The organism is Bacillus cereus group sp. N12, assembly GCF_016483575.1.
In the GTDB taxonomy this organism is placed as follows: domain Bacteria; phylum Bacillota; class Bacilli; order Bacillales; family Bacillaceae_G; genus Bacillus_A; species Bacillus_A toyonensis.
This window is the reverse complement of the sequence record NZ_JAEHBO010000026.1, coordinates 23,973-47,436: the sequence shown is the minus strand read 5'-3', so window position 1 is coordinate 47,436 and position 23,464 is coordinate 23,973. Positions and strand designations below refer to the sequence as shown.

The window sequence follows — 23,464 nt, the reverse complement described above, 5'->3', positions numbered from 1 at the left end:
TAATAGAAACAAATACCTCCCACAAAAAAAGACCACCAAAAGGCAGCCTCAAAACTCAATCCTATTCCCTATCCCACGCTCCACCGCTTTCTCATACAAATACTTCGCAACGATAATATCTACTACGGCCAAGCCAACTGATTTGAAAATAGTAATCTCTTCCTCATTCTCTCTACCAGCTTTTTCACCGCTTATAATTTGACCAAGTTCGGCGTGTATGTCGCTAGCTTTAAATAAACCTTCTTTTATTGGCACTTGAAGATCGCCCGTTTCTTCTAATGCTGCTTCTTTTGATTCGACTACTACTTTGTTTGCGTTCGCGATGGCGTGAGATGGTAGTTCTTGCATGCTCGGTCTGAATGAACCGACAGCGTTTATGTGGACACCTTTTTGTAGTTTTTCTGAGAAGACTGGTGTGGATGCATTTGTTGTTGTGACGATGATGTCTGCTTCGCTTATCGCTTCATTTGGATTTCTATAAACGTAAGCAGGTTTGCCGAATGTCGTTTGTATATGTTGCGCGAATGCATACGCTTTTTCTTCCGTTCGATTGTATAAAATGACTTTTTCGATATTTCTAACCGCGAATACTGCTTCTGCAATTCCTTTCGCCTGTTCACCGGTTCCAATAATACATAAAGTTTTTGCGTTATGACGAGCTAAATATTTTGTTGCTACTCCGGATAAGGCACCTGTTCGGATCATCGTTAAGTACGATCCTTCTAAAAGTGCGAGTGGTTCTCCCGTTTGAAAGTCTGATAGCATTACAATCCCGTTTATCGTTTTCTTTCCTATCTTTTTGTTCTGCGGGGCGACTGTTACTACTTTTAAGCCGAGTGCCTCAAGTCCTTCCGCTACTGAAGGCATAATTAATGCCGTATTTTGTTCGCTTGCAAATGGTAATGAAGTACGTATTGGTGTGATCGTTCTTTCTGCGGAAAATTCTTGTAAAGCAAGCGCCGCGTATGCAATGACTTCGTTCATATTTACTAAGTTTCTTTGTTCGTTTGCGCTTATGACTAGCATATCTTTCCACCTCCTCCTTCTATCCTAACAAAAATCCCCGATTCAAATCATCTCTCGGATCTAATACAAACTGATGAAATCCTGTAATAAATGCCTGCCCGGTTACTTTCGGAACGATTGCTTCATATTGAGCTACCTCTGTTACAGATAATACTTCTCCCACAAAATGACCATCTGTGATACATTCGTGGATAAAAGTCTCTCCCTTTTGTAAGGCACCTTTTTCAAAAAGGGTTGCGAGTCTCGCAGAAGTTCCTGTGCCGCAAGGAGAACGGTCTACTTGCCCGTCAGCAAAGATTGTCACATTTCGTAAAGTAGCATCTTTTTCTTTCGGTTCATCTGAGAAAATAACACCGTATATTCCTTTTAAACCTTCTTCCAATGGATGTTTTACTTCCATTTGACTTTCAATATAATGTTTAATTTTTCCGCCCCACGTTTGAATAGCAGGTAAGTCTTTGAAATCGACTTTCAAACCAAATTCTTTACTATCCACTACAGCATAAAAGGCTCCACCAAACGCGATATCTACTTGAAATTCATAGTTATCTATTTTGATAGGAACGTCTTTTTTATATACAAACGAAGGAACATTTTCAAATGATACTGACTCTACTTCACTCCCGTTAAACTTTGCGTACGCAATAACTTCCCCGGCAGGGCTATCAATAATGAATTTTTGCTTTTCACCAGTCACTTCAAACATACCTGTTTCAATTCCTACTGTAATAACAGCAATAATGCCGTGGCCGCACATCGTACTCCAGCCTTCATTGTGCATAAATAAAACACCAAAATCAGCGTGAGCACTTGCAGGCGGTGTAACGATACAACCATACATCCCGTGATGCCCTCTCGGTTCATACATAAGAATTTCACGAAGGTGATCCAAATGTTCCATACAGTATACGCGTCTTTCTAGTTGCGTTTCTCCCTTTATCTCTGGCACGCCGCCCGTAATAATTCGAAGCGGTTCCCCAGCTACGTGCGCATCAATAGTTGTGTATATTTTGCTAACCTTCATTTCTATCTCTCCCCTATATGTTAATACTATTTTCATTGCAAGTATCATGCCAACGGATAGAGTATAAAGTGAAACTTTAATCAGTAGGGAGTTTGTCCATCCCCGACTGATTATTAGCCCACACCAATCGGGCTTTTACGTGCAGCCCGATCCCCACCTAATTTCTTTGCTTTCGCTGAATTTTGAGGCGAGGGTCTTACTGCCCGGCGAATAGCGGAATAAATCTGTATACATTTTTCAAAAAACATACACTACTGTCTACTTTTTTATACAGTAAACAGTTGGTGACTATTAGCCTCCAATTTAGCCCCACACTCACCAAACCTCAAAACAAAAAAATCCCCCGAAAACCCTGGGGGATCCATCAAACCCTCACCGCCACCACATCCGGCACTTGCTTAGCAATTTCCTCACCAATCTTTATACTTGCCGTTGCAGCTGGAGATGGTGCATTACAAATATGTAGAGAATTGATGCCAGGGATAATGCAAAAGTCATCAACCATATTTCCGTTTGATAAAATAGCTTGTGCCCTTACCCCTGCATGTGTTGACACGATATCCTTCTCTGTTAGTTCTGGTATGAGGCGCTGTAAGCTTTTTAAAAATGATTGTTTACTAAATGAGCGCACCATCTCTTTTATGCCTTCTTTCATATTTGGCATCGCCATTTTCCAAAAGCCTGTGTATGTCATTGTTTCCATGAAGTCTTTCATATTAAAGTCCGTTTTCGTGTAACCTTCGCGCTTGAAGCTTACTACTGCGTTTGGTCCTGCATGTACGTCTCCGTTTATCATTCTTGTAAAATGAACACCTAAAAACGGGAATTCTGGGTTTGGAACTGGATAAATTAAATGTTTGACGAGATGGCGTTTTTCTGGGACAAGTTCGTAATATTCACCACGAAACGGAACAATTTTCATATCAGTTAATATACCTGTCTTTTTCGCAATGCGATCACTATGCAAGCCAGCGCAGTTAATGAGAAATTTCGTTTTAAATGTGCCTTTGTTTGTTTCAATTGTTACGGCATCTTTCTTTTCCGTAATACGCTCTGCGGTTGTTCCTAAGTGTACTTCACCGCCGCTTTCTTGAATTAAGCGAGCAAATGCATAACTGACTCCTTTATAATCAGCAATCCCGCAAGAAGGAACACGGATGGCCCCTAGTCCCTTTACATGAGGTTCAATTTCAGTTAATTCTTCCTTATCTATTTTTGAAATGTGTAAATCGTTTTGTAAGCCTCTCTCATATAAGTTATGTAAAAGAGGAAGTTCTTCTCTTTCTGTAGCGACAATTACTTTTCCGCACATGTCATAAGCGATGTCATTTTCTTTACAAAATTGAACCATAGCTGCATTTCCTTCTTTGGCAAACTTCGCTTTATAACTCCCTGGTTTATAATAAATGCCAGAATGAATTACTCCGCTATTATGTCCAGTTTGATGGTGTGCAAGTTCCTTTTCTTTTTCAATGATCACGACTTTCGCACGAGAGAATTTTTTCGTTAAAGCCATTCCAGTTGATAGACCAACAATTCCTCCGCCAATAATTATAAAGTCATACACTCTAATTCCCCCTTAATCGTATAAAGTGAAACTTTAATCAGTGGGGTTTCGTCCATCCCCACTGATTATTAGTCTTCACCAATTGGGCGTTTACAGGCAGTTAATCTTCCACCTAACTTCTTTGCTTCAGCCGAATTTTAAGGTGGGAGTTTTACTGCCCGGCAAATAGCGGGATAAAAGGCAGGTCTATTCAAAAGACCTGCCGTACATATTATTTAGAAAAACAACCGCGCTGACGCATGAGTTCTCTATATAAATCTTTATTTTTCTCAAATGCAGCTCTTCCGTGCATCCAAAATAAATTGTTTAAAAGAACTAAGTCACCAACTGGTAATTTTAATGCATGTGTTGCCCGTGAGTTTTCAACTGAATAGGATAAGTCTTTCAAATAGTTTGCTTGTTCCATATTATCTGGATAAGCGAACTGGTCAATAAAGCAAATACATGGTGCGTTATTTATATCAAAAAACGTTTCACGATAGACGATTTCTTGCGCATTTTTACTTGGTGGTGCTTTATACGTAATTTTAACAGATGCGAGTGAATGGTTTCTAAATTTTTGAAGATCTTCCCAATCGTCTAAATGTAGTAAACGAGATTCTCCTCCTACTGCATTTTGCTCTTCCATTTTCATCATAAGAAGCCAATCTGTCGGTTCATCAACGAATGTACCGTCCGTATGAAGTGTAAACAATCGGTACGCTTGACGAAGGTAAGAATCACTACTATCCGTATCTTTCACATTAAATCTTGCATAATACGTTCCTGTCATTGCATCGAAGTTTGGTGCCCCAATTAAATGTGTTAATGCTGTTGCAAATTTCACGTAATCTGCTGGATCTGCCGTTTCACCTTGCACCCCAATTGTAAATCCGCCCGTTTCACGGTCATGAATAATGCCGCGAATATTATCCATAAATGATTGCCAAAAAATCTTTCTCATTCCATCGGCAAGATTAAACCGTGAATACGGAATGTATTGTAATGACTGCTCTGAATGCTCTTTTACCTCTTCAAAAAACTGCTTAAGCAATTGCTGATTTAACATAATATGATATAAACGTTTATGCTCCGGATGAGGAATAATTTCATAACCCTCATATTTTTTTGCAAACCTCATCTTCGTACTTTGTTCTGTAATAATCGACATTTCAATTCCTCCCTAAATGAAATATGAAGAACGTATTGACGCTTTTTACAGACAGTTATCCTTATCTTCTTATGCCGAGATTTGGTCTTACTGCCCTAACAGCAAAAAGCCAGTCATACGCACCACGACAGAAAATCGTAGAAACGTACAACTGGCTTATCATTACGAGTGTCTTTAATCTCTTAAAGTACAATAATAATAGACAGTTCATATGAAAACATGTGTAAACAGGAAAACAAGATCGAATTTAGAGAAGGCTAATTTCTCGAATGGATCTTATTAACTAAATAATAATTCTAAATATTCTAACTGTCAATTCGTTTTTTATTATTTCCTCGACATACTTTACACATTTTATAAATCCCCTTTTTTCGCTTCTTGTTTTACAACTTGAATTTCTTTTCACGTATTCATCTTACTTACTCCCAAATAAAATAAGCCAGTCGCATCTCTTTAAAGGAAATACAACTGGCTCTCATTTATCGTTATAAACTAGACATTGATTATAAATTTGTTTCCTCGTACTCTTCCACAGGCTTTTCATCATTTAAATAACTTACATATTGGCGATGCAAATCTTTGACCGCACTGACGATAGCATTTTGCGCTTTTCCTTGATAATGATTTGTAATATCTTGCACAATTTCTTCAATACCATCTCGTAAACTATGTCCTCTTAAAATTTGGGCGACGAAGCCTCTCCCGTGCTCTGTTGCAAGCGTACATGACGCTTCAATAATGACATGATATTTATGATCTGCTTCAATTGTAATTGTTAACGTTTCGTACATACTGCGAACCGCCATCCCTTTCGGAAGTCTCGAATGTCCAGCCATGAAAAAAGTTCCTTTGCGCATATTTCACCCTCCGTTACTATGTTAAAAGCCAGAAAAGCATCGTATACAGCTGCATTGAATTTTATTTACTCCCCTTATCCTTCTGCTCGTACTCCTGCTAAAGAAGCTCAAGTGGAAAGAAGTTACTCTCTTCATTTTCAAACATAAATCCGGGTTTACAGCGAGGCTACTCACTGCCATCCGATACTAAATTAATCATAATGTAAATAAACTGAATATTCAATATTAATTTGATAAGAAAGTTCCAAATCCCCACAACATATACTGTTCAAAAGAAAAAAGGAAGTGGTCTCATGTATTACGGAACAAAAGGCTGGTACGTAGCTGAACTTAAAAAATTAGGTGTCCGCTATCATGAAGGACGAAAACTAGAAAGTTACCGCGGACACGTATTGCGCAATTTATTAATCGCACAACAAGAGAAAACGAAAGAAGAGCAATCTAACATCGATTGATTCTCGAAATATATTAGCGGTTCAACATAGTATATCGACTTATCGGCAAATCATCTCCCCATTCCACCAACCAATCACACATTCATACAAACCAAAAAGGCCACCCTAACGGGTGACCTTTTTTTATTCACAAACAAGAATTTGTCTAGAAAATGATCCTTTTCTTGTGATGCAGCGGTCTGTAATTTCAAATCCCGCTTCATGAATCATGTCGTCCATTGTTTCCATCGTGACAACGACTACTTTTTTTGCGATACGGCGCGCACTTGAAAGAATCGAGAGTTGATCTTCTGGTGTTGCGTGCGTAAATAGGTCGTATGGCATATCGATAATTGCTACGTCGTAGTTCTCAGTAATTTCTTCAATTGGGCCTTTTGTTACTGTTCCTTCAAACCCGAAATGTGCGATGTTTTTTCTCGTTCCAAGAACTACAAGTGGATTTATATCTCTACCAACGATGTTAATCCCCATAGAAAGTGCTTCTACTACTACTGTTCCAATGCCACAGCACGGGTCAATTGCTCGTACTCCATCTGGGTTTGGTACAGCGATATTTGCGACAGCTCTAGCAACACGTGTGCTCAGTGATGTCGAATAGCTATGCGGTTTTTTTATGTGATGATACCAAACTGGATCACTTTCTACATAGTGCCCGAAGTACCAACGTCCTCCAAGAGGAACAATCCCGAATACGCGCTCTGGATTACGAACGTCTGCTTCCCCTTCAATATGCATACCGAGGTCTCGTTCAATAAGGCGTCTTTCCCCATATTCAATTTTATTTTCTTTACCAAGATCATTGATTTTAACGAAGATAACTTTGAATGTCGCTCCCGCTAAATCAATTTGTTCCACTTGTTCTAAAATGCTTTCTAAATCGTCCCCTTCATACATAACCTCAACGCGCTCTTTAATAAACGGACTTCTACTCGGAGCAATCTTGACTTCACTTTTCAAAATATTAACGTGAGACTCCATCCCAAAGAACGAGCGCATTTCCAAGTAACATAAAGCACGCTCCTCTTCGCGAAACGCATACGTATATATACATGCAGGTGTTTTACTATGATTACTCAATCTATTATCATCCTTTATCGTTTAAAATTGTTATGATCACAATTACTCGAATATTTTTGTATATAAAATTAAATGATATCATATGCCGGAAATAAAGAGAAACCTTTCTAAATCCTTTCGCAAATAAAAGAGACTGCCTATTGGCAATCTCTTTATGTTTAATAACAGAAAGAAGATACATTCTGAGCTTGTTCTTCCTAGTAATCTAGCATACCACCATAAGTTGCTTCTCCTAATGTATCATTTGAAATTGTCCTTAACATATACATTCCCTTCCTCCAAAGGAAGCTTTTTCTGATCAACCCGCTTCGCTTTTCCCGTTTCAAGATCGGTTTGGAAAGTTGAAAAATACCACATTCCTTCTCCATTATCATAATTCCCAATAAGAAACTTCCCTTTATCTAAAGCTTTAAAACAAGTTCCTGTAATACCAAAATCATCTTCATCAATTTTCACTTCGAGCACTTTCCCTTTATGAATGTAAAAAGCTTTCACTGTTGAAAAATTAGAAGACTCACGTTGCAGTGCTATGAAAAAATCTGGTGTACCTTTACTTACAAATCCATTTTTTCTAGACGTATTAAATACAAACTCTCCAATTTTCGCCTCTTGCAAATATAATGTCGCGCTTGTAGATTGTAAGGCAAGCTGATATTCACCTTTATATATTTGATCCCCTTCTTGTGCACCAACCCAAGGTTCTTTTTGCGTTTCATGTTGTTCATTATTCGAAAAAACATGCAAAGTATACGCTTCTCCCTCAGTAGAATTCATTAAAACCGTGTAGCGACTTTGCACTTGTGGATTTATTTGTGACCCTTGTATTTTTCTACTCTCTTTTTTATTCCCCTGGGTATCCTCTACCTTCGTCACTACTTTTTCATCTGAACCTCCTTGAGCACATCCACTTAACATTAAGCTTACAACGATACTCCCCATCAATAATTTCTTCATCTTGCCCCCCTAAATGAAAAGCTGATTAAAAATAATATTTTTAATCAGCCCACTTTATTTTCTATGAAATTAGTCTTCAATTAAATTAGACATTACATACGCATATACTAATGATTCTGTATGTGCAATGGAACTCTCATGCGTACGTTCAAAAGCGTGAGAAGAATCAATACCGGCTCCAATTAATGCATGTTTCACATCAAATCCAGCGCGAATCGCAGCTGATGCGTCAGATCCGTAGTACGGGTAAATATCTACTTTATATTCAATATTGTTCGCTTTCGCAAGCCCAACTAAATGTTTACGTAATGCATAATGGTATGGACCACTAGAATCTTTTGCGCAAATAGATACTGTATATTCATCAGATGTTTGTCCATCACCTAACGCTCCCATATCAACTGCTAAATATTCAACAGTTTCTTCTGGAATGTTAGAGTTTCCACCGTATCCAATCTCTTCATTATTAGAAATTAAGAAATGCGTCGTATATGGTAATGTTACATTTTCATCTTGCAATCTTTTAATTAATTTTAATAGAATTGCTACGCTTACTTTATCATCTAAATGACGTGATTTTATGTATCCACTGTCTGTAATTTGAACACGCGGATCGAATGAAACGAAGTCTCCTACTTCAATTCCTAATTCGCGTACTTCATCAGCTGAAAAGACACGCTCATCAATACGAACCTCAATATTTTTCTCATCGCGTTTCGCTTCACCTGCATCTTTATATACGTGTACAGATGTTTGATGCATTAAAATCGTTCCTGTATACGCCTTACCGCTTGACGTTTCAATTTCGCAATATTCCCCTTCTACAGAGTTCCAGCGAAATCCGCCAATCATAGATAAACGAAGACGACCGTCAGATTTAATTTCTTTTACCATCGCACCTAACGTATCAACATGAGCAGTTAATAAACGATGTTGATCATCATTTTTCCCTTTTACCGTTAAAATAAGAGCGCCTTTATTATTACGCTTCGTCTCTACGTTCCACTCACTCACATAGTTTTCAATGAAATTAATAATTTTCGCCGTATTTCCCGACGGACTCGGAATAGAGACAAGCTCCTTAATAAGTTCCATCGTTTCTTTCGTATGATGTGCCATTGTCGTTTCCTCCTCATTTTCTCTATTATTCAGTATACAAAATTTGCTATGAAACCTCTACTTATATAGTCTAATTTTCTAAATTATAGTAAAATTCTCTTTAGTATGTAAAAGGGAGCTACAAAATATGAATATATCAAAAAAATATATACACATTGCACTCATTTGGTTTTTAGCATCATTACTTTGTTTACAAGTTTCTTATGCCGTTCATACTACTACTTCTATTACAATCGGCTGGGGATTAACGGCTATCTTCTTCATTATTAGCTTCATTGCAGCAAAAAAGCATAGCGTTAGTGAGTAACGCTATGCTTTCCCTATAAAACTATTCTTCTGAAACATCTAATAAATAAATCCCTCTTTCAAATCCACCGTGCTCTTCTTTTTTTTTCTTACGAAGGCGTTCTACGTCTTCAATTGTTGCTCCTTCTGCACGCGCTAATGACATAATCACTTCCAGTGCATCCGCAAGAGAATCTAACGCATGTTCACGCTCTTTCATAGAAGCAAATTCACGAACTTCTTCCGTGCCAATTTTTGCTAAAGCTTGTATGTATGCTTGGCCTGTTAATTTTTGTGCTGTATATGTTTTTCCAGACATTAATATTTTCTCTGGAACACGGTCTCTTACTAACTTGTTATAAGTTGACATCATTCATCCTCCTATGTTCAATAACACCCGAGCTCTGCTTTATCCCGCATTAACGGGCAGTAAAACTCCCTCCTCAAAATTCAGATGGGGCAAAGAAGTTAGGTGGGAGATCAACTGCCCGTAAACGCCCGATTGGTTCAACTAATAATCAGTGGGGGATGAACAAAACCCCCACTGATTAAAGTTTCACTTTATAGAAAAACCACTCTTTTTTCACACACGCACTTAACATATCAATTCCTGATCCGTGCGCCCTTACATGCGGAAAGAAATAGTGCTCTGATTTTTCTTCTTCATTACCATATAAAGTTTGGTACTCATCTGGAATCGCTTCTTTTTTCACATCTTTTTCTTTCGTCACCCCGCCAGAAAACGCAACACTTGGATGCCCTTCAAAAAATAATGCAGTTCGTACAGTCATAGATGGTGTACTGTGCAAAGCATAATATACAAACAAAATTATACCGGTAATACCTATAATTTTTTTCATGTATGACTCCTAAAAAAAAGTGCTAACACAATTATACTAAAATGTGTTAGCACTTTCTCCCTTTTATCCCGAATTAACGGGCTAATAATCAGTAGGAAGTGAGCAAAATCCCTCACTAATTAAAGTTTTACTTTATTCCCCTTTAAATGCTGGTAGACGTTTTTCTAAAAACGCAGCAATGCCTTCTTTATGGTCAGCTGTTTGTCTCATCGCATATTGACCGCGTTTTTCAAGCTGAAGCGTCTGTTCTAAATTAGAGCGATTGACTTCACATAAAATTTGCTTCGTTTGAATCATCGCCTTAATCGGCTTTTGTGACCATTCATTAATTTTTTGTTTCACAGCCGTTTGGAAGTTCTCGCTGATTACTTCATCAATTAAGCCGATATCTAACGCTTCTGTTGCTGATAATTTCTTGCCTTCCCAAATAATTTGCTTCGTCATATTTTCACCGACGCGCTTTTGTAGGAAGAAATGACCGCCACCATCTGGAATTAAAGCGATTCCAATAAAGTTCATCGCAATAACTGACGATATATCTGCCATCACATAATCAGCAGTTAATGCAATACTTAATCCAAGACCAGCAGTGGGTCCATGAATTGCACTAATCACAAGCTTCGGCATCGTATATAAAGTTACAACGACTTCAGAAATGGTATTCATAATACCGTCAAACTTGCTTTCATCATTACTTGAAAGCATCGATTTAATATCCCCACCCGCAGAAAAACCACGGCCGTTCCCGCATAGCACAACAATATGCGCAGAACTCTCCGCTACTTCTTTCAACTTTTGTAATAGCTCTTTTAACGTTGGCTCATCTAATGCATTTAACACTTCTGGGCGATTGACCATCACCGTTGCTACGCTTCCTTCATATTTCACAACCACAGATTCTGTTTTACTCGTTACTTCCATCATATACCCCTCTTTTCTATATAAAGATTATACTTATATAATTATAGAAAACAGGTAAAAAATCCTTCTTTTTTCTTAATTTTCTGTCTAATAATCTCGCAATTTGTATATATCCTGTATAAAACATACCATTTCGTTAAAAAATATAGCAATCAAAGTCGTTTTATCCATACCTTTCATCTATCTATCATTACAATGAAATAATGTCTTCTTGCATGTACTGCTTAAAAACAAATATTGAAATTCATTCGCCTTACTATAAAGTGAAGGCTTTTACGGTCCGCAGAGCTTCCACCTAACTTCTTTGCTCCAGCTGAATTTTGAGGTGGGAGTTTTACTGCGCGGTAAATAGCCCGATAAAAAGGTATTTATCCCCTCACTCGGGTGCTGAAATAAAAGAATGAAGAAATGGAGGAACATATGGTTAATAAGTTGAAACAGACGGATAACTACTTCCCACATTTCCTACTGCTATTCATTGTGTTTCAACCAATTTTAGATTTACTAACATCTTTTTCAATCTATGTATTACACATGAGCGCAACAGTCGGAATCGTAGTCCGTTTCGCCTTTATGCTTCTTGCATCAGGGTATCTACTTCTTCATCACAAACAACAAGGTGCGAAAAAATACATTCTCTACTTATGCTTACTTGGAACTGTACTCACAATCGGCCTTGTTAATAATTTAATGGTCAAATCTCCAGTTTCTTTCGGAGAAGAAGTGAAATTCATTTTAAAAAGTGTATATCCAATGGTACTACTGTTTGGGTATATTATCGCTCTTAAAGAGTTAAAAAATAACGAATATGCGTTTCATAAAATCATTATCTATTTCTTATATGCAACGTTAATTTTGAGTATCTCAATTATTGTGGCAATGTTGACTAGTACAGATTTCCCAAGTTATCCGAACTCAAAGATCGGTTCAAGGGGATGGTTCTTTGCTGGAAATGAGTTAAGTTCCATTTTCGCCATTACGTTCCCCATCGTTGTCTTGTACTCAATTCATAAAACAACTTCTTTCTCGAAAATCTATTACTGGATTCCAACTGTACTTGCGATGTATGCAAGCATTATGATTGGAACGAAAGTAGGCTATGGTGCCATTGTTATTACACTTGGTATCGCTCTTTTTTTCTTATTCATTGAATATATTATTCATCGTAAAAAAGAAGGAAAAGGATTCACATATCTTGTAAATACAATTGTTGTTGCTATCGTATTAGGAGGTATACTCATACTTACACCATATACTCCTATCGCCAAAAACATGAGCATCCATTTACAAATATATAAATATAAAAATCCAGTACAAGAAGGAGAGGTAACGAAAGAAGAACGTGAGCAGGGTGAACTAACAGACTCTGAAATGAAGAGTTTAATTTACAGTGATCGTGACAAGTTTTTAAACGTATACAAACAATACTATAAAGACGCACCACTATCTCAAAAACTATTTGGAATGGGCTACGCTGGTAACTATACAACTACACCTAAATTAGTCGAAATGGATTTCTACGACCTATTCTTTGCGTTCGGCATTGTTGGATTCCTTATGTATTTGCTGCCGCTTCTTTATTTCGGTATTAAAATATTCATTCACATCATCACTAACTTCAAAAAACTATTAAATGTAAAACATATGCTACTAGCTAACACACTCGTCTTATCGCTCGGCATCGGCTTTATGTCTGGTCACGTATTAACAGCACCAGCCGTAAGTATTTTCTTCGTTGTTATACTTGCTTATATGATTGTTGATTTGGGAATTGAATAACAAAAAGAAGGTACTCTGAAAAGTCCGTTATACTGGATTTTCGAGCACCTTCTTTTTATTTCATTCGTGTTTTACATACTCTAAATTTTCTTTTGCGATATTTTTATTATACCGTCTAAACACCTAAAAACTTCAATTTCTCTTTCTGTTCGTCGTTCGCCATTACTACAATTGTTTTTTCAATACTTGGATGTACTTGTTCAAGCGTTACACTCGCTCCAGCTTTATTTGACTGCTCAACAAAATTTAATAATGCCATCGCTCCTGACACATCCATATAGCGCACATCTTTCATACGTAAAACAATCGGTGACTTCACATCTTGTAAAGTAGTAAAAATACGATCTACTGATAGGAAAGAGAGCGGTCCTTGAATCGTATACGTTGCTTCTCTTTCTTTTACAATCGAAGTTTTACGTTCTTTACATTTCACAATGTATAGGATGAAGGAAAGAATAATCCCGAATGCAACAGCGATCATTAAATCAAACTTTACTGTGACAATCATCGTTACGAGCATAACAATAACATCACCTTTTGGCGCTACATGCATTTTCTTCATGCTTTCCCAGTCGAACATTCCAATACCCGTTAAAATTAAAATACCTGATAATACAGCAAGTGGAATGTATTGTACGACTGAACCGAGTCCCATAATGAAAATAAACAATATAACACTATGCATACTTGCCGAAAGCGCCGTTTTACCGCCACTTCTTATATTAACGATAGATCGTACAGTCGCACCTGCACCTGCTAATCCGCCGAACAATCCGCTCATCATATTACCGATACCTTGTCCGACAAGTTCTTTATTACTTTTATGACGTGTACCTGTCACATTATCCATTACGACTGACGTTAATAAAGAGTCAATCGAACCTAATAAAGCAATACTAAGCGCTGGTAAAATAAGTTCTGCTAATCCTGTTCCACTTAAAGATGGAATATGAAGCGTAGGCATCGCTTCTGGAATCGTTCCAATCTTTTCAATTACTTTATTTAGTGAAAGATTTCCGATAATCGGTACCTTCACTGTAAGCCCTTCTAACAATGAAGAAAATAAAGGCAACAACGCAGTCACACCGACTAACGCAACTAAACTAGATGGAATGGCCTTAATCCATTTTCCAGAAACAATCATTACAATGATCGTTAATACTACGAGCAGAAAACTATTTTGCACGTGTTTTATTTCACCTAAAATAATAATCAGTGCAATACCGTTCATAAATCCTGAAACGACAGGATACGGAATATATCGAACGTAAGAGCCTAGCTTACATACCCCGAATAAAATTTGAAAAAGTCCCGCCATCATAAATGCTATAAAACTCGCCTCTAACCCGTGAGTCGCAATAACTCCTGTCGCGATAACCGTAATCGGTCCAGTTGGCCCAGTAACCTGCCCAGGTGTACCACCAAATAACGCCGCAAATAAACCTGCAAAAATGGCACCATACAATCCGACCAGTGCACCTTCAGACGTTCCCGTTGCCGCAATACCAAACGCAATGGCAAGTGGCAACGCAACAATCGCAACCGTAAATCCTGCTAAACATTCCTTTGCAATTTTTTGAAACATAAAATAACCACCTTCGTATAAAGTGAAACTTTAATCAGTGGGGGTTTTGTTCATCCCCCACTGATTATTAGCCCACACCAATCGGGCGTTTACGGGCAGCAGGGCTTCCACCTAACTTCCTCGCATTCGCCGAAATTTGAGGTGGGAGTCTTACTGCCCGTTAATGCGGGATAAAGTCCACGTTCCATTGTACACCTAAAAAGATTTATTCGTTAGCGTACTTTTTACAGTCTCGTGAAGTAAACGTATTCAATGAAAAATTCCCCCCTTATCTTTGGAAACAATTGCAACTATGCTATAATGAACAAATTAAATCTTTTACTATATACTTGGAGGCACTATGCTAACTTTTGAAGAAAAATTATCGATCATTGAATCTTTCCCTGAATTAGAAAGAAAGAACGTATCATTAAAACGCGTAAACTTTCACTTTGAAGAAAGTCGTTTAGATAAAAAGAACGTTGTATATCATTTACACCCAAATGGAAACGGATTTGTATATGCAAGCGGTATTAAAGGTTACAAAACGGACGATAAAGGTATGATTAACATCCGTGAATTTTCAGCGGAAGAATTACGTTCAGTAATTGAGCAATCAATTGAACTATTATCACAAGAAGAAGTAGTAATCCCTGCAGAACCTGCGAAAGAAGAAGAATGGCATAACGAAGATGGTCATATTCTTACTCTTATATCAGAGGATGACATGTGGAACGTTTATGCTGGCGTAAACTTAGACGGTACATTCAACTCTTATCCAGAAGCAGCGGAATACCTTGATGAAGAAGGTTTTTCACGTAAATAATAAAAATGCCTTTCCAAATTGGAAAGGCATTTTTATTATTTTTTCGTACCTTTTAACGACTCTCTCAGCACAAATTTCTGCAGTTTCCCACTCGCATTACGAGGAAGTTCATCCACAAATAAATAATGACGTGGGCGTTTATAATCTGCTAATTCATCACTTTCTTTACAATACTTTTCTAAATCAGCTTCTGTGATCGCTTCATCTTTCTTTACAATAACGGCTACAACACGTTCTCCCCATAATTCATCAGGTTCACCAAGCACTGCAACATCTAATATACCAGGGTGACTATGGAGGTAATCTTCAATTTCACGAGGATAAATATTTACACCACCGCTAATTACCATATCATCCACGCGATCTGCAACGAATAAATAGCCATCTTTATCAAAGTAACCTAAGTCACCTGAATGATACCATCCTTTATACAGCGATTTTGTGTTTGCTTCTTCACGATTATGATAGCCAGCCATCATAGTCGGACCGCGCAAAATAATTTCTCCCACTTCATAAGGAGGTAATACATCATTTGGCTCTGCAGGTGCATCTTCGTTCGGCTTTACAATACGAATTTCATGGCTAAAACATGGCGTCCCTGCTGAACCAGCTTTCGTAATTTGATCCTCTTCCACGAGAAACGCAACAACTGGCCCCATTTCTGTCATTCCGTATATTTGGACGAGATCAATATAAAGACGTTCTTTACATTCCTTCACTAAAGCCGGTGCCATTGCTGCTCCGCCATATATACCAATTTTCATCGAAGTTAAATCATATTGGGATAAATCTTTTTGCAGCAACATATTCCACATCGTCGGTGCTGCAAAGAACGTTGTAATCTTCTCTTCTTGAATCGTATGTAATACTGTTTCAGTATCAAAGTGATGCAAAATAACATTCTTTCCGCCAACTTGAATGCGCGGTATAATCCCAGCATTCAACTCACCACAATGATATAAAGGTGCTACTACAAGCCCGACACTATCCCTGTTATATTTTAAGAAATACGTACAAATCATACTATGCTCAGTCATTTCACGATGACGATGCAATACGCCTTTCGGATGCCCTGTCGTACCGCTCGTATAAAGCATAGAGCAATAATCCATTTCATCAATTTCGATATCTACTTTCTCAGAAGATGCTGCATTTACTTTTTCATGGTAGGAGCTTGCATAGGAAGGTTTATCGTCTTCTACATACCAAAAGGATGTATTTGGAAAATCTCTTTCAATCATAGCAACAGTTGACTCAACTGCTTTTTCAAAGACAACTACTTTCGAGGATGCGTCCTGAAGAATATAAGATACTTCTTTCGCTTTTAAGCGGAAATTAATTGGATTAAAGATTGCACCAATTTTTGCACAAGCTAAGTAAACGTTTACAAATTCACGACAGTTATATAAGTAAACAGATACACAATCTCCCTTTCTTACTCCCTCTTCTAATAGAGCGTGCGCCGTTTTATTTATTTGTTCATCCCACTGTTTATACGTCCATCGAATATTTTTTTCTGGTTCCACTAACGCCTCTTTATTCGGATACTTACCAACAGATAAATCAAAAATTCTCCCTATCGTCATGTACATGCCAACAATTTCCCCCTTTTCTCTTTCATAAATCTATCATTTCGTCTATAAGTAGACATTGTCCTCTATAAAATTGACTAATTTTTCTGATTATTATCGACATAGTTTTACAAATGAAGGTATGTTTTGATTCACTTCTCAGTAAATAAAATTATATCGGCGGTTTTTTGAATATATCGACCGTAATTTGAAATATATCAGCGATTTTTAAAATATATCGACCGCAACTCAATATATATCAGCGATTTTTCGAATATATCGACTTACCGACAAAAACTGACAAAATAAAATGAAACTTTAATCGGGTTTTTACAGGCAGCCTGCCCCCCGCAAATAGCGGGATAAAAAAGAGACTGTTCCAAATCGGAACAGTCCTCCTATGCTTACACAAACAGCTCTTCTAAAATTTTCAGTTTATCTTCTGTATATTTTACAAAGCCATCGTTATATGATTTTGGATCTTTCGGATTCGCGAAATGCGTAATTGCGCCCGTCTTCGGATGAACAAACTTACTTGAAGCACCACAGCCAAGTCCGATAATCGATTGTACTTCTTCCATAATAACAATGTTGTAAATACTTTCTTGCTTAGGCATTGCATAACCAACGTTCTCTAAGTTACCTAAAATATTCTTTTGACGATATAGGTAATATGGTACGTAATTATGCTTTTGCGTCCACTCTTCTGCTTCGTGCATCATCGCTGTAATTTCTTCACGACCTGCTACTTTATATTTACGTTTGTTTTGCGTCATTTCAGAAGCACGTTTAAATGATAACGTATGAACTGTTAATGATTCTGGCATTAACTTTTCTGTTTCATCTAACGTATGCTTGAAGATATCTAGCCCTTCACCAGGAAGACCAATAATTAAGTCCATATTAATATTGTTCATTCCCATTTCACGAGCTAAGTGATACTTCTCAATTGTTTCTTCTACAGTATGATGACGTCCAATTGCTTTTAGTGTCTCTTGATGGTATGACTGCGGATTAATACTAATACGGTCAATGTTCCATTTATTTAACACTTCTAGTTTTGCTGGCGTAATTGTATCTGGGCGACCTGCCTCAACTGTTACTTCACGCACATTTTTCACATCTGGGAACGCTTCATACATTTCTTCATACAGCATATCCATCTCTTCTGCTGTAATACTTGTCGGTGTACCGCCGCCGTAATAAATCGTCGTAACTGTTACACCTTTTTCTTTTAAAAACTTACCAATTTCACGAACTTCATAATGTAAACCACCTAAGAATGAATCAACAGAGCCTTGGCGTCCGTTAATTGCATACGCCGGGAATGTACAATATGCACATTTTGTTGGGCAGAATGGAATACCGATATAAATACTTACTTCCTCTTTCAAACGGTATAAATCCGGAACTACCGCTAATTGGCAATCCACAATACGCTGAAGAAGTTCAATTTTCTCTTCATGAATTAAATAGCTTTCACGAAGTTCTTGGTGTGCTTCTTCTTTTGACATACCACTTTGAAGCATTTTATGAAGAAGTTTCGTCGGACGAACTCCAGTTAAAATGCCCCAGCTTTGTTCAAGACCAGTTAACTGCTGAAGAACAGAAAGATATACATAAGAAACAACGTGCTTCACTTGCTTCATACGCTCTTTTTCATCTGTAAAAGCAGATAAATCTTTCGCGAATGTTTCTTCATACACATTTCCAGTAGCAACATCTGTTAAGCGAGCTGATGCTTTCACATTCTCTTCAATGTGTATATCAACGATAAGATTTGCTTCCTCTTGTTCAAATCCAATCGTACTATCTTCAAAAAATAAGCCGCCAATATTTTGTAGCGGACGTAAAAAACGATCATCTTGTAACGTTTTAATTGAAATTAACAACATTATCACCTTTTCATTTGCAAACTCTCTTTAGTTTACTTGAAGGGCGTTTGCAGGTCAATACAGAAGGTTTTACCTTATTCCTTCTATTAATAACTTAAAGGCATAAGAGATAATATTTCTCTTATGCCTTTTATACATCTATTAACTATTTTTAGTCATAAATCTTAAACGTATTCCTAATAACACAAGAACAAAACCAACGAATGGAAGATAGTTCATATCATGTCCTGTGGCTGGAAGTTGTTGATTATTAGAAGAACCTTGCCCTTTTTCGGGTAAGTTAGGCTTCTCTGTTCCTTCACCTGGCGTTTCTGTTCCTCCACCTGGTGTTTCTGTTCCTCCACCTGGTGTTTCTGTTCCTCCACCTGGTGTTTCTGTTCCTCCACCTGGTGTTTCTGTTCCTCCACCTGGCTCTTTTTGATTTGTAATTTGAAGTTTTATAACTTCAATTTTTTGATTAGAAATCGTAAACTTAATTTCCTTATTAGATAAAGTGTATCCTTCTGGAGCCTGTACTTCTTTTAAAATGTAATCTCCTGGTTCAAGTTTCTTGGAAGTTGCTTTACCATTTTTATCTGTTGTTAATTTGTCTATTTTCGTTCCGTCTTTCAAAATCTCAAAAACTGCGCCTGCTAATATTTTATTTGTATCATTTGCATCTACCTTTGTAATTTCTACTTGACCTGTTATTTTTTCTTTCACTTTTTCATTCAATACTTCTTGTTTTACTAATTCATTTGCTACGATGTTTACTTCTACTGTCACTTCCAGCGCTTTATAACCTTCTGGCGCTTTCGTTTCCTCTAACGTGTATTTTCCTGGCACTACGTTTTCGAATTTCACAACACCATCTTTATCTGTTGTTTTCGCCTCTCCAACTACTTGACCAGATTCATTCTTTAATTTAAATTCTGCGCCCGCTAGAACTTTTCCACTCTCTGCATCCTTTTTGATTACTTGTAAGCTTCCTAGTTCTTTCGCATTTTCTACTTGTACTTGTACTACTTTATTTGCTTCCACAACGACTTCAATTTCTTCTTTTAACAACTTATACCCTTCTGGCGCTTTCGTTTCTTTCAATGTGTATTTTCCTGGTTCTAATTTTTGAGAGATTACTTTACCTGTTTTATCTGTTCGTAATGTCTCTACTTTTTTACCGTCTTTATACACTTCGAATTCTGCGTCTGATAATAGTTTCTCTTTATCATTTGCATCTACTTTCACGATTTCGAATTGACCTGTTATTTTTTCGTTCGTCACTTCTTGTTTTACTACTTCATTCGCTACGATATTTACTTCTACTGTCACTTCTAGCGCTTTATAACCTTCTGGCGCTTTCGTTTCCTCTAACGTGTATTTTCCTGGCACCACGTTTTCGAATTTCACAACACCATCTTTATCTGTTGTTTTCGCCTCTCCAACTACTTGACCAGATTCATTCTTTAATTTAAATTCTGCGCCCGCTAGAACTTTTCCACTCTCTGCATCCTTTTTGATTACTTGTAAGCTTCCTAGTTCTTTCGCATTTTCTACTTGTACTTGTACTACTTTATTTGCTTCCACAACGACTTCAATTTCTTCTTTTAACAACTTATACCCTTGTGGTGCTTTCGTCTCTTTCAATGTGTATTTTCCTGGTTCTAATTTTTGAGAGATTACTTTACCTGTTTTATCTGTTCGTAATGTCTCTACTTTTTTACCGTCTTTATACACTTCGAATTCTGCGTCTGATAATAGTTTCTCTTTATCATTTGCATCCACTTTTACAATTTCAAATTGACCACGGCTCTTACTATTCTTTACTTTTACATCAATAACTTTTTCACCGTCAACTGTTACATGAATTACTTGTTTTGTTAACTCATAACCTTCTGGCGCTTTTGTTTCTTCTAACGTATATTCCCCCGGCACTAGTCCGTCTACTTTTACAGTTCCAGACTCATCTGTTGTAATTCCTTCTTTTACAACATTTCCTTTCACATCTTTCAATGTAAATTGTGCGCCTGCTAAACGTTTCGTTTGATCTTTATCATCCATTTTAATAATTTGTAGAGAACCTAAGATTTTTTCGTTTTCCGCCTCTACTTTTACTACTTCTTTCTCGTTTTGAATTGTTACTTTCCATTCTTTATTAGAAAGTTTATAGCCCGTTGGTGCTTTCGTCTCTTTCACTGTGTATTCACCTAATGGTAATTTCGGTGACATCACTTTTCCACTCTCATCTGTTTTCAGTTCCGCTACCTTTTTACCATCTTTATACACTTCGAATTCTGCACCTGATAATACTTTCGTTTTATCATTCGCATCTACTTTCACAATTTCGAATTGACCTGTTACTTTTTCATTCGTAACTTCTTGTTTTACTACTTCATTTGCTACGATGTTTACTTCTACTGTCACTTCCAGCGCTTTATAACCTTCTGGCGCTTTCGTTTCTTCTAACGTGTATTTTCCTGGCACTACGTTTTCGAACTTCACTACGCCATCTTTATCTGTTGTTTTCGTTTCTCCAACTACTTGACCACTTTCGTTTTTCAGTATAAATTCTGCGCCAGCTAGAACTTTTCCACTCTCTGCATCCTTTTTGATTATTTGTAAGCTTCCTAGTTCTTTCGCGTTTTCCACTTGTACTTGTACTACTTTATTTACTTCCACAACGACTTCAATTTCTTCTTTTAACAACTTATATCCTTGTGGTGCTTTCGTTTCTTTTAATGTGTACTTCCCTGGTTCTAATTTCTGAGAAATCACTTTACCTGTTTTATCTGTTCGTAACGTATCTACTTTCTTACCGTCTTTATACACTTCAAATTCTGCGTCTGATAATAGTTTCTCTTTATCATTTGCATCTACTTTCACGATTTCGAATTGACCTGTTACTTTTTCAGGGATTTTTTTATTCAACACATCTACAGTAATTACTTTATTAGCCTCTACATTTACAGGAACTGAACTAGATGATAGTTCATATCCTTTCGGGGCTTCTACCTCTTTTAATGTATATGTTCCAACTGGAAGTTGTTTTGATAAAGCTTCACCTTTACTGTCTGTAATAATTGTTTCGACAACTTTCCCATCTTTATCGATAACATCAAATTTTGCACCTGGTAGAAGTTGACCAGATTCATTATCTTTTTTCAACAATTTAAATTGGCCATTTTCAACTTTTTTCGTATTCTTCATAACAAGTTCAATTACGTTTGTACTATCAATTGTTACTTTTACTGGTGTATCAACTTTTATATATCCTTCTGGTGCACTAATTTCTTTTACAAAATAATCACCAAGTGGTAAATCTTTAACTTCCGCAATACCCTTTTCGTTTGTTGTAACAGTAGCCACAACAGTATTATCTTTGTCTATAACATCAAATTTTGCGTCTTTTAAAACAATGTTTTCATCGTTTTCATCAACTTTTTTAATTTGTAAATTTCCTTTTTCAGCTGCTGGCTTATTCCATTTCGGCCAGTTAAATTTAAAGTTATGAACCTCAAATCCATCTCTTTGGTGTAATCCTCCAACATAGGCTTGTCCATTAATAGAACCACCTTTTGTCTCTACAACTGCATTAGGTGCAAACACACTACCTACTACACCATAACCTTTAGTTGTTATCTTTGTAGCATTAGGAAACACCCAAATTACCTTACTAGCTAACTCAGTAAAAGATGAATTAGGGTCGTATGCTTGAGATGTATTAATTAAGTCTGTTGCCATCCCAGTATTTCTTGTATCATACAAAATTGCACCGCCACCAAAACTCACTTCTTCTGCATCTGAATAAATAACAATGAAGTCTTTATTCTCTACATTTGGAAGATAAACGTCTTTTACATCAAATGTTTTCTTTCCCGTTTGGCCTGAAGAGACATAAATATTAGGGTTGTTTACATCTTCACCGATTCCAAAGCTCATATTAAGTGTTGGCTTATCAGTGTGTAATTGGCCCGCATCCCCGATTACATCATCAACGTCTTTTCTAAATTCTTTAAACTTAGCATCAATCTCCGCTTGCTCTTTATAAGAGATACGGTCATATGATGTTTTCATTGCGCCATCTGGGTCACCGTCTTTTGTCATCGCCACTGTTCCATCTTGAATAATTACTTGTCCTGCTCCCGCTTTCGTAAATTGACCGCCTAGTAATAATGATGGATATCCTTCATCTACCCAAGTTGCTCCAGCTAAGTTATTTGCTCCAGTTGCAGCCGCTACGACTGTATAACTTGATGCGTTCATATTTTTCTGAACAGCCATCGCACCTTCAATATCCGCACTCGTTGCACTATGATCTCCAAAAATGATGGCGTTGTAATAAGATACATCACCTAAACCTTTTAATTCTGTTGTAGCTGCCTCTGCTTTAAATGGTAAATGGATTAAAAAATTCATACATATTAGTAATACAACTATTAAACTACTACTTAACTTTTTAATTTTTTGATTAAATGATTTCCTCAAGAAATTCATTCCCCCTTTTAAACTTCCTAAAATCATAAAAAGAAACACATTTCATATGTGCCAGATCTTACTC

The 23,464-nt window shown here is 37.1% G+C and carries 19 protein-coding genes; 4 read left to right on the top strand and 15 right to left on the bottom strand.

Features of this window, described 5'->3' with window-relative positions:
• Positions 1 to 48: 48 nt before the first annotated feature.
• The 5 genes from JDS92_RS14305 to JDS92_RS14285 form a co-directional block, all read right to left on the bottom strand.
• On the bottom strand, positions 49 to 1,026 hold the full coding sequence (locus tag JDS92_RS14305; protein ID WP_097959678.1) for an ornithine cyclodeaminase family protein: 978 nt from the start codon (positions 1,024 to 1,026) through the stop codon (positions 49 to 51).
• A 19-nt stretch (positions 1,027 to 1,045) separates the two neighbouring features.
• Complete coding sequence (locus JDS92_RS14300; RefSeq protein ID WP_106080478.1) at positions 1,046 to 2,098, bottom strand: proline racemase family protein; 1,053 nt, start codon at positions 2,096 to 2,098, stop codon at positions 1,046 to 1,048.
• A gap of 316 nt (positions 2,099 to 2,414) precedes the next feature.
• Positions 2,415 to 3,617, bottom strand: a complete 1,203-nt coding sequence (gene lhgO, locus JDS92_RS14295) for an L-2-hydroxyglutarate oxidase (protein WP_199632080.1) — start codon at positions 3,615 to 3,617, stop codon at positions 2,415 to 2,417.
• A 211-nt stretch (positions 3,618 to 3,828) separates the two neighbouring features.
• On the bottom strand, positions 3,829 to 4,767 hold the full coding sequence (glaH, locus tag JDS92_RS14290) for a glutarate dioxygenase GlaH (RefSeq protein WP_199632079.1): 939 nt from the start codon (positions 4,765 to 4,767) through the stop codon (positions 3,829 to 3,831).
• Between the two features lie 503 nt (positions 4,768 to 5,270).
• The gene (locus JDS92_RS14285; protein WP_199632078.1) at positions 5,271 to 5,624 is read right to left on the bottom strand and encodes a DUF3870 domain-containing protein; all 354 of its coding nucleotides are present in this window, start codon (positions 5,622 to 5,624) and stop codon (positions 5,271 to 5,273) included.
• 224 nt (positions 5,625 to 5,848) lie between these two features.
• Here JDS92_RS14285 and JDS92_RS14280 point away from each other — a divergent pair, with 224 nt between their 5' ends.
• Positions 5,849 to 6,079 (top strand): YflJ family protein, encoded by a 231-nt coding sequence (locus JDS92_RS14280; RefSeq protein ID WP_100064179.1) that lies wholly within the window; start codon positions 5,849 to 5,851, stop codon positions 6,077 to 6,079.
• A gap of 123 nt (positions 6,080 to 6,202) precedes the next feature.
• Here JDS92_RS14280 and JDS92_RS14275 read toward each other — a convergent pair whose 3' ends face one another.
• The 3 genes from JDS92_RS14275 to JDS92_RS14265 all read right to left on the bottom strand — a co-directional run bounded on the left by JDS92_RS14275 (position 6,203) and on the right by JDS92_RS14265 (position 9,229).
• On the bottom strand, positions 6,203 to 7,156 hold the full coding sequence (locus tag JDS92_RS14275) for a TRM11 family SAM-dependent methyltransferase (RefSeq protein ID WP_000064982.1): 954 nt from the start codon (positions 7,154 to 7,156) through the stop codon (positions 6,203 to 6,205).
• A gap of 240 nt (positions 7,157 to 7,396) precedes the next feature.
• Entirely contained in the window at positions 7,397 to 8,110 is a 714-nt protein-coding gene (locus JDS92_RS14270) for a hypothetical protein (RefSeq protein WP_087970970.1), read from the bottom strand.
• Between the two features lie 69 nt (positions 8,111 to 8,179).
• Positions 8,180 to 9,229, bottom strand: coding sequence for a M42 family metallopeptidase (locus tag JDS92_RS14265; RefSeq protein WP_087970971.1), 1,050 nt, complete (start codon positions 9,227 to 9,229; stop codon positions 8,180 to 8,182).
• A gap of 127 nt (positions 9,230 to 9,356) precedes the next feature.
• Here JDS92_RS14265 and JDS92_RS14260 point away from each other — a divergent pair, with 127 nt between their 5' ends.
• Entirely contained in the window at positions 9,357 to 9,536 is a 180-nt protein-coding gene (locus tag JDS92_RS14260) for a hypothetical protein (RefSeq protein ID WP_001027088.1), read from the top strand.
• 21 nt (positions 9,537 to 9,557) lie between these two features.
• Here JDS92_RS14260 and JDS92_RS14255 read toward each other — a convergent pair whose 3' ends face one another.
• The 3 genes from JDS92_RS14255 to JDS92_RS14245 all read right to left on the bottom strand — a co-directional run bounded on the left by JDS92_RS14255 (position 9,558) and on the right by JDS92_RS14245 (position 11,295).
• Positions 9,558 to 9,884 carry a nucleoside triphosphate pyrophosphohydrolase gene (locus JDS92_RS14255; RefSeq protein WP_052943765.1) on the bottom strand — a complete coding sequence of 109 codons (327 nt, stop codon included), beginning with the start codon at positions 9,882 to 9,884 and terminating at the stop codon, positions 9,558 to 9,560.
• A 178-nt stretch (positions 9,885 to 10,062) separates the two neighbouring features.
• Positions 10,063 to 10,374 carry a hypothetical protein gene (locus JDS92_RS14250; RefSeq protein WP_199632077.1) on the bottom strand — a complete coding sequence of 104 codons (312 nt, stop codon included), beginning with the start codon at positions 10,372 to 10,374 and terminating at the stop codon, positions 10,063 to 10,065.
• A 132-nt stretch (positions 10,375 to 10,506) separates the two neighbouring features.
• A complete protein-coding gene (locus JDS92_RS14245) occupies positions 10,507 to 11,295 on the bottom strand; it encodes an enoyl-CoA hydratase (RefSeq protein ID WP_000454189.1) in 789 nt (262 codons plus the stop codon).
• A gap of 420 nt (positions 11,296 to 11,715) precedes the next feature.
• On the opposite strand from JDS92_RS14245, the gene JDS92_RS14240 reads away from it, so the two are divergent.
• Complete coding sequence (locus JDS92_RS14240) at positions 11,716 to 13,074, top strand: O-antigen ligase family protein (RefSeq protein ID WP_097959674.1); 1,359 nt, start codon at positions 11,716 to 11,718, stop codon at positions 13,072 to 13,074.
• A gap of 115 nt (positions 13,075 to 13,189) precedes the next feature.
• Here JDS92_RS14240 and JDS92_RS14235 read toward each other — a convergent pair whose 3' ends face one another.
• Positions 13,190 to 14,659, bottom strand: coding sequence for a SulP family inorganic anion transporter (locus tag JDS92_RS14235; RefSeq protein ID WP_000486660.1), 1,470 nt, complete (start codon positions 14,657 to 14,659; stop codon positions 13,190 to 13,192).
• 340 nt (positions 14,660 to 14,999) lie between these two features.
• On the opposite strand from JDS92_RS14235, the gene JDS92_RS14230 reads away from it, so the two are divergent.
• The gene (locus tag JDS92_RS14230; RefSeq protein WP_000955010.1) at positions 15,000 to 15,464 is read left to right on the top strand and encodes a hypothetical protein; all 465 of its coding nucleotides are present in this window, start codon (positions 15,000 to 15,002) and stop codon (positions 15,462 to 15,464) included.
• Between the two features lie 35 nt (positions 15,465 to 15,499).
• Here JDS92_RS14230 and JDS92_RS14225 read toward each other — a convergent pair whose 3' ends face one another.
• The 3 genes from JDS92_RS14225 to JDS92_RS14215 all read right to left on the bottom strand — a co-directional run bounded on the left by JDS92_RS14225 (position 15,500) and on the right by JDS92_RS14215 (position 23,391).
• Complete coding sequence (locus tag JDS92_RS14225) at positions 15,500 to 17,056, bottom strand: fatty acid--CoA ligase (protein WP_199632076.1); 1,557 nt, start codon at positions 17,054 to 17,056, stop codon at positions 15,500 to 15,502.
• 383 nt (positions 17,057 to 17,439) lie between these two features.
• Positions 17,440 to 18,930: a coproporphyrinogen III oxidase gene (locus JDS92_RS14220; RefSeq protein WP_140158622.1), complete on the bottom strand. Its 1,491-nt coding sequence runs from the start codon at positions 18,928 to 18,930 to the stop codon at positions 17,440 to 17,442.
• A 141-nt stretch (positions 18,931 to 19,071) separates the two neighbouring features.
• The gene (locus JDS92_RS14215) at positions 19,072 to 23,391 is read right to left on the bottom strand and encodes a SpaA isopeptide-forming pilin-related protein (RefSeq protein WP_199632075.1); all 4,320 of its coding nucleotides are present in this window, start codon (positions 23,389 to 23,391) and stop codon (positions 19,072 to 19,074) included.
• Positions 23,392 to 23,464: the final 73 nt, after the last annotated feature.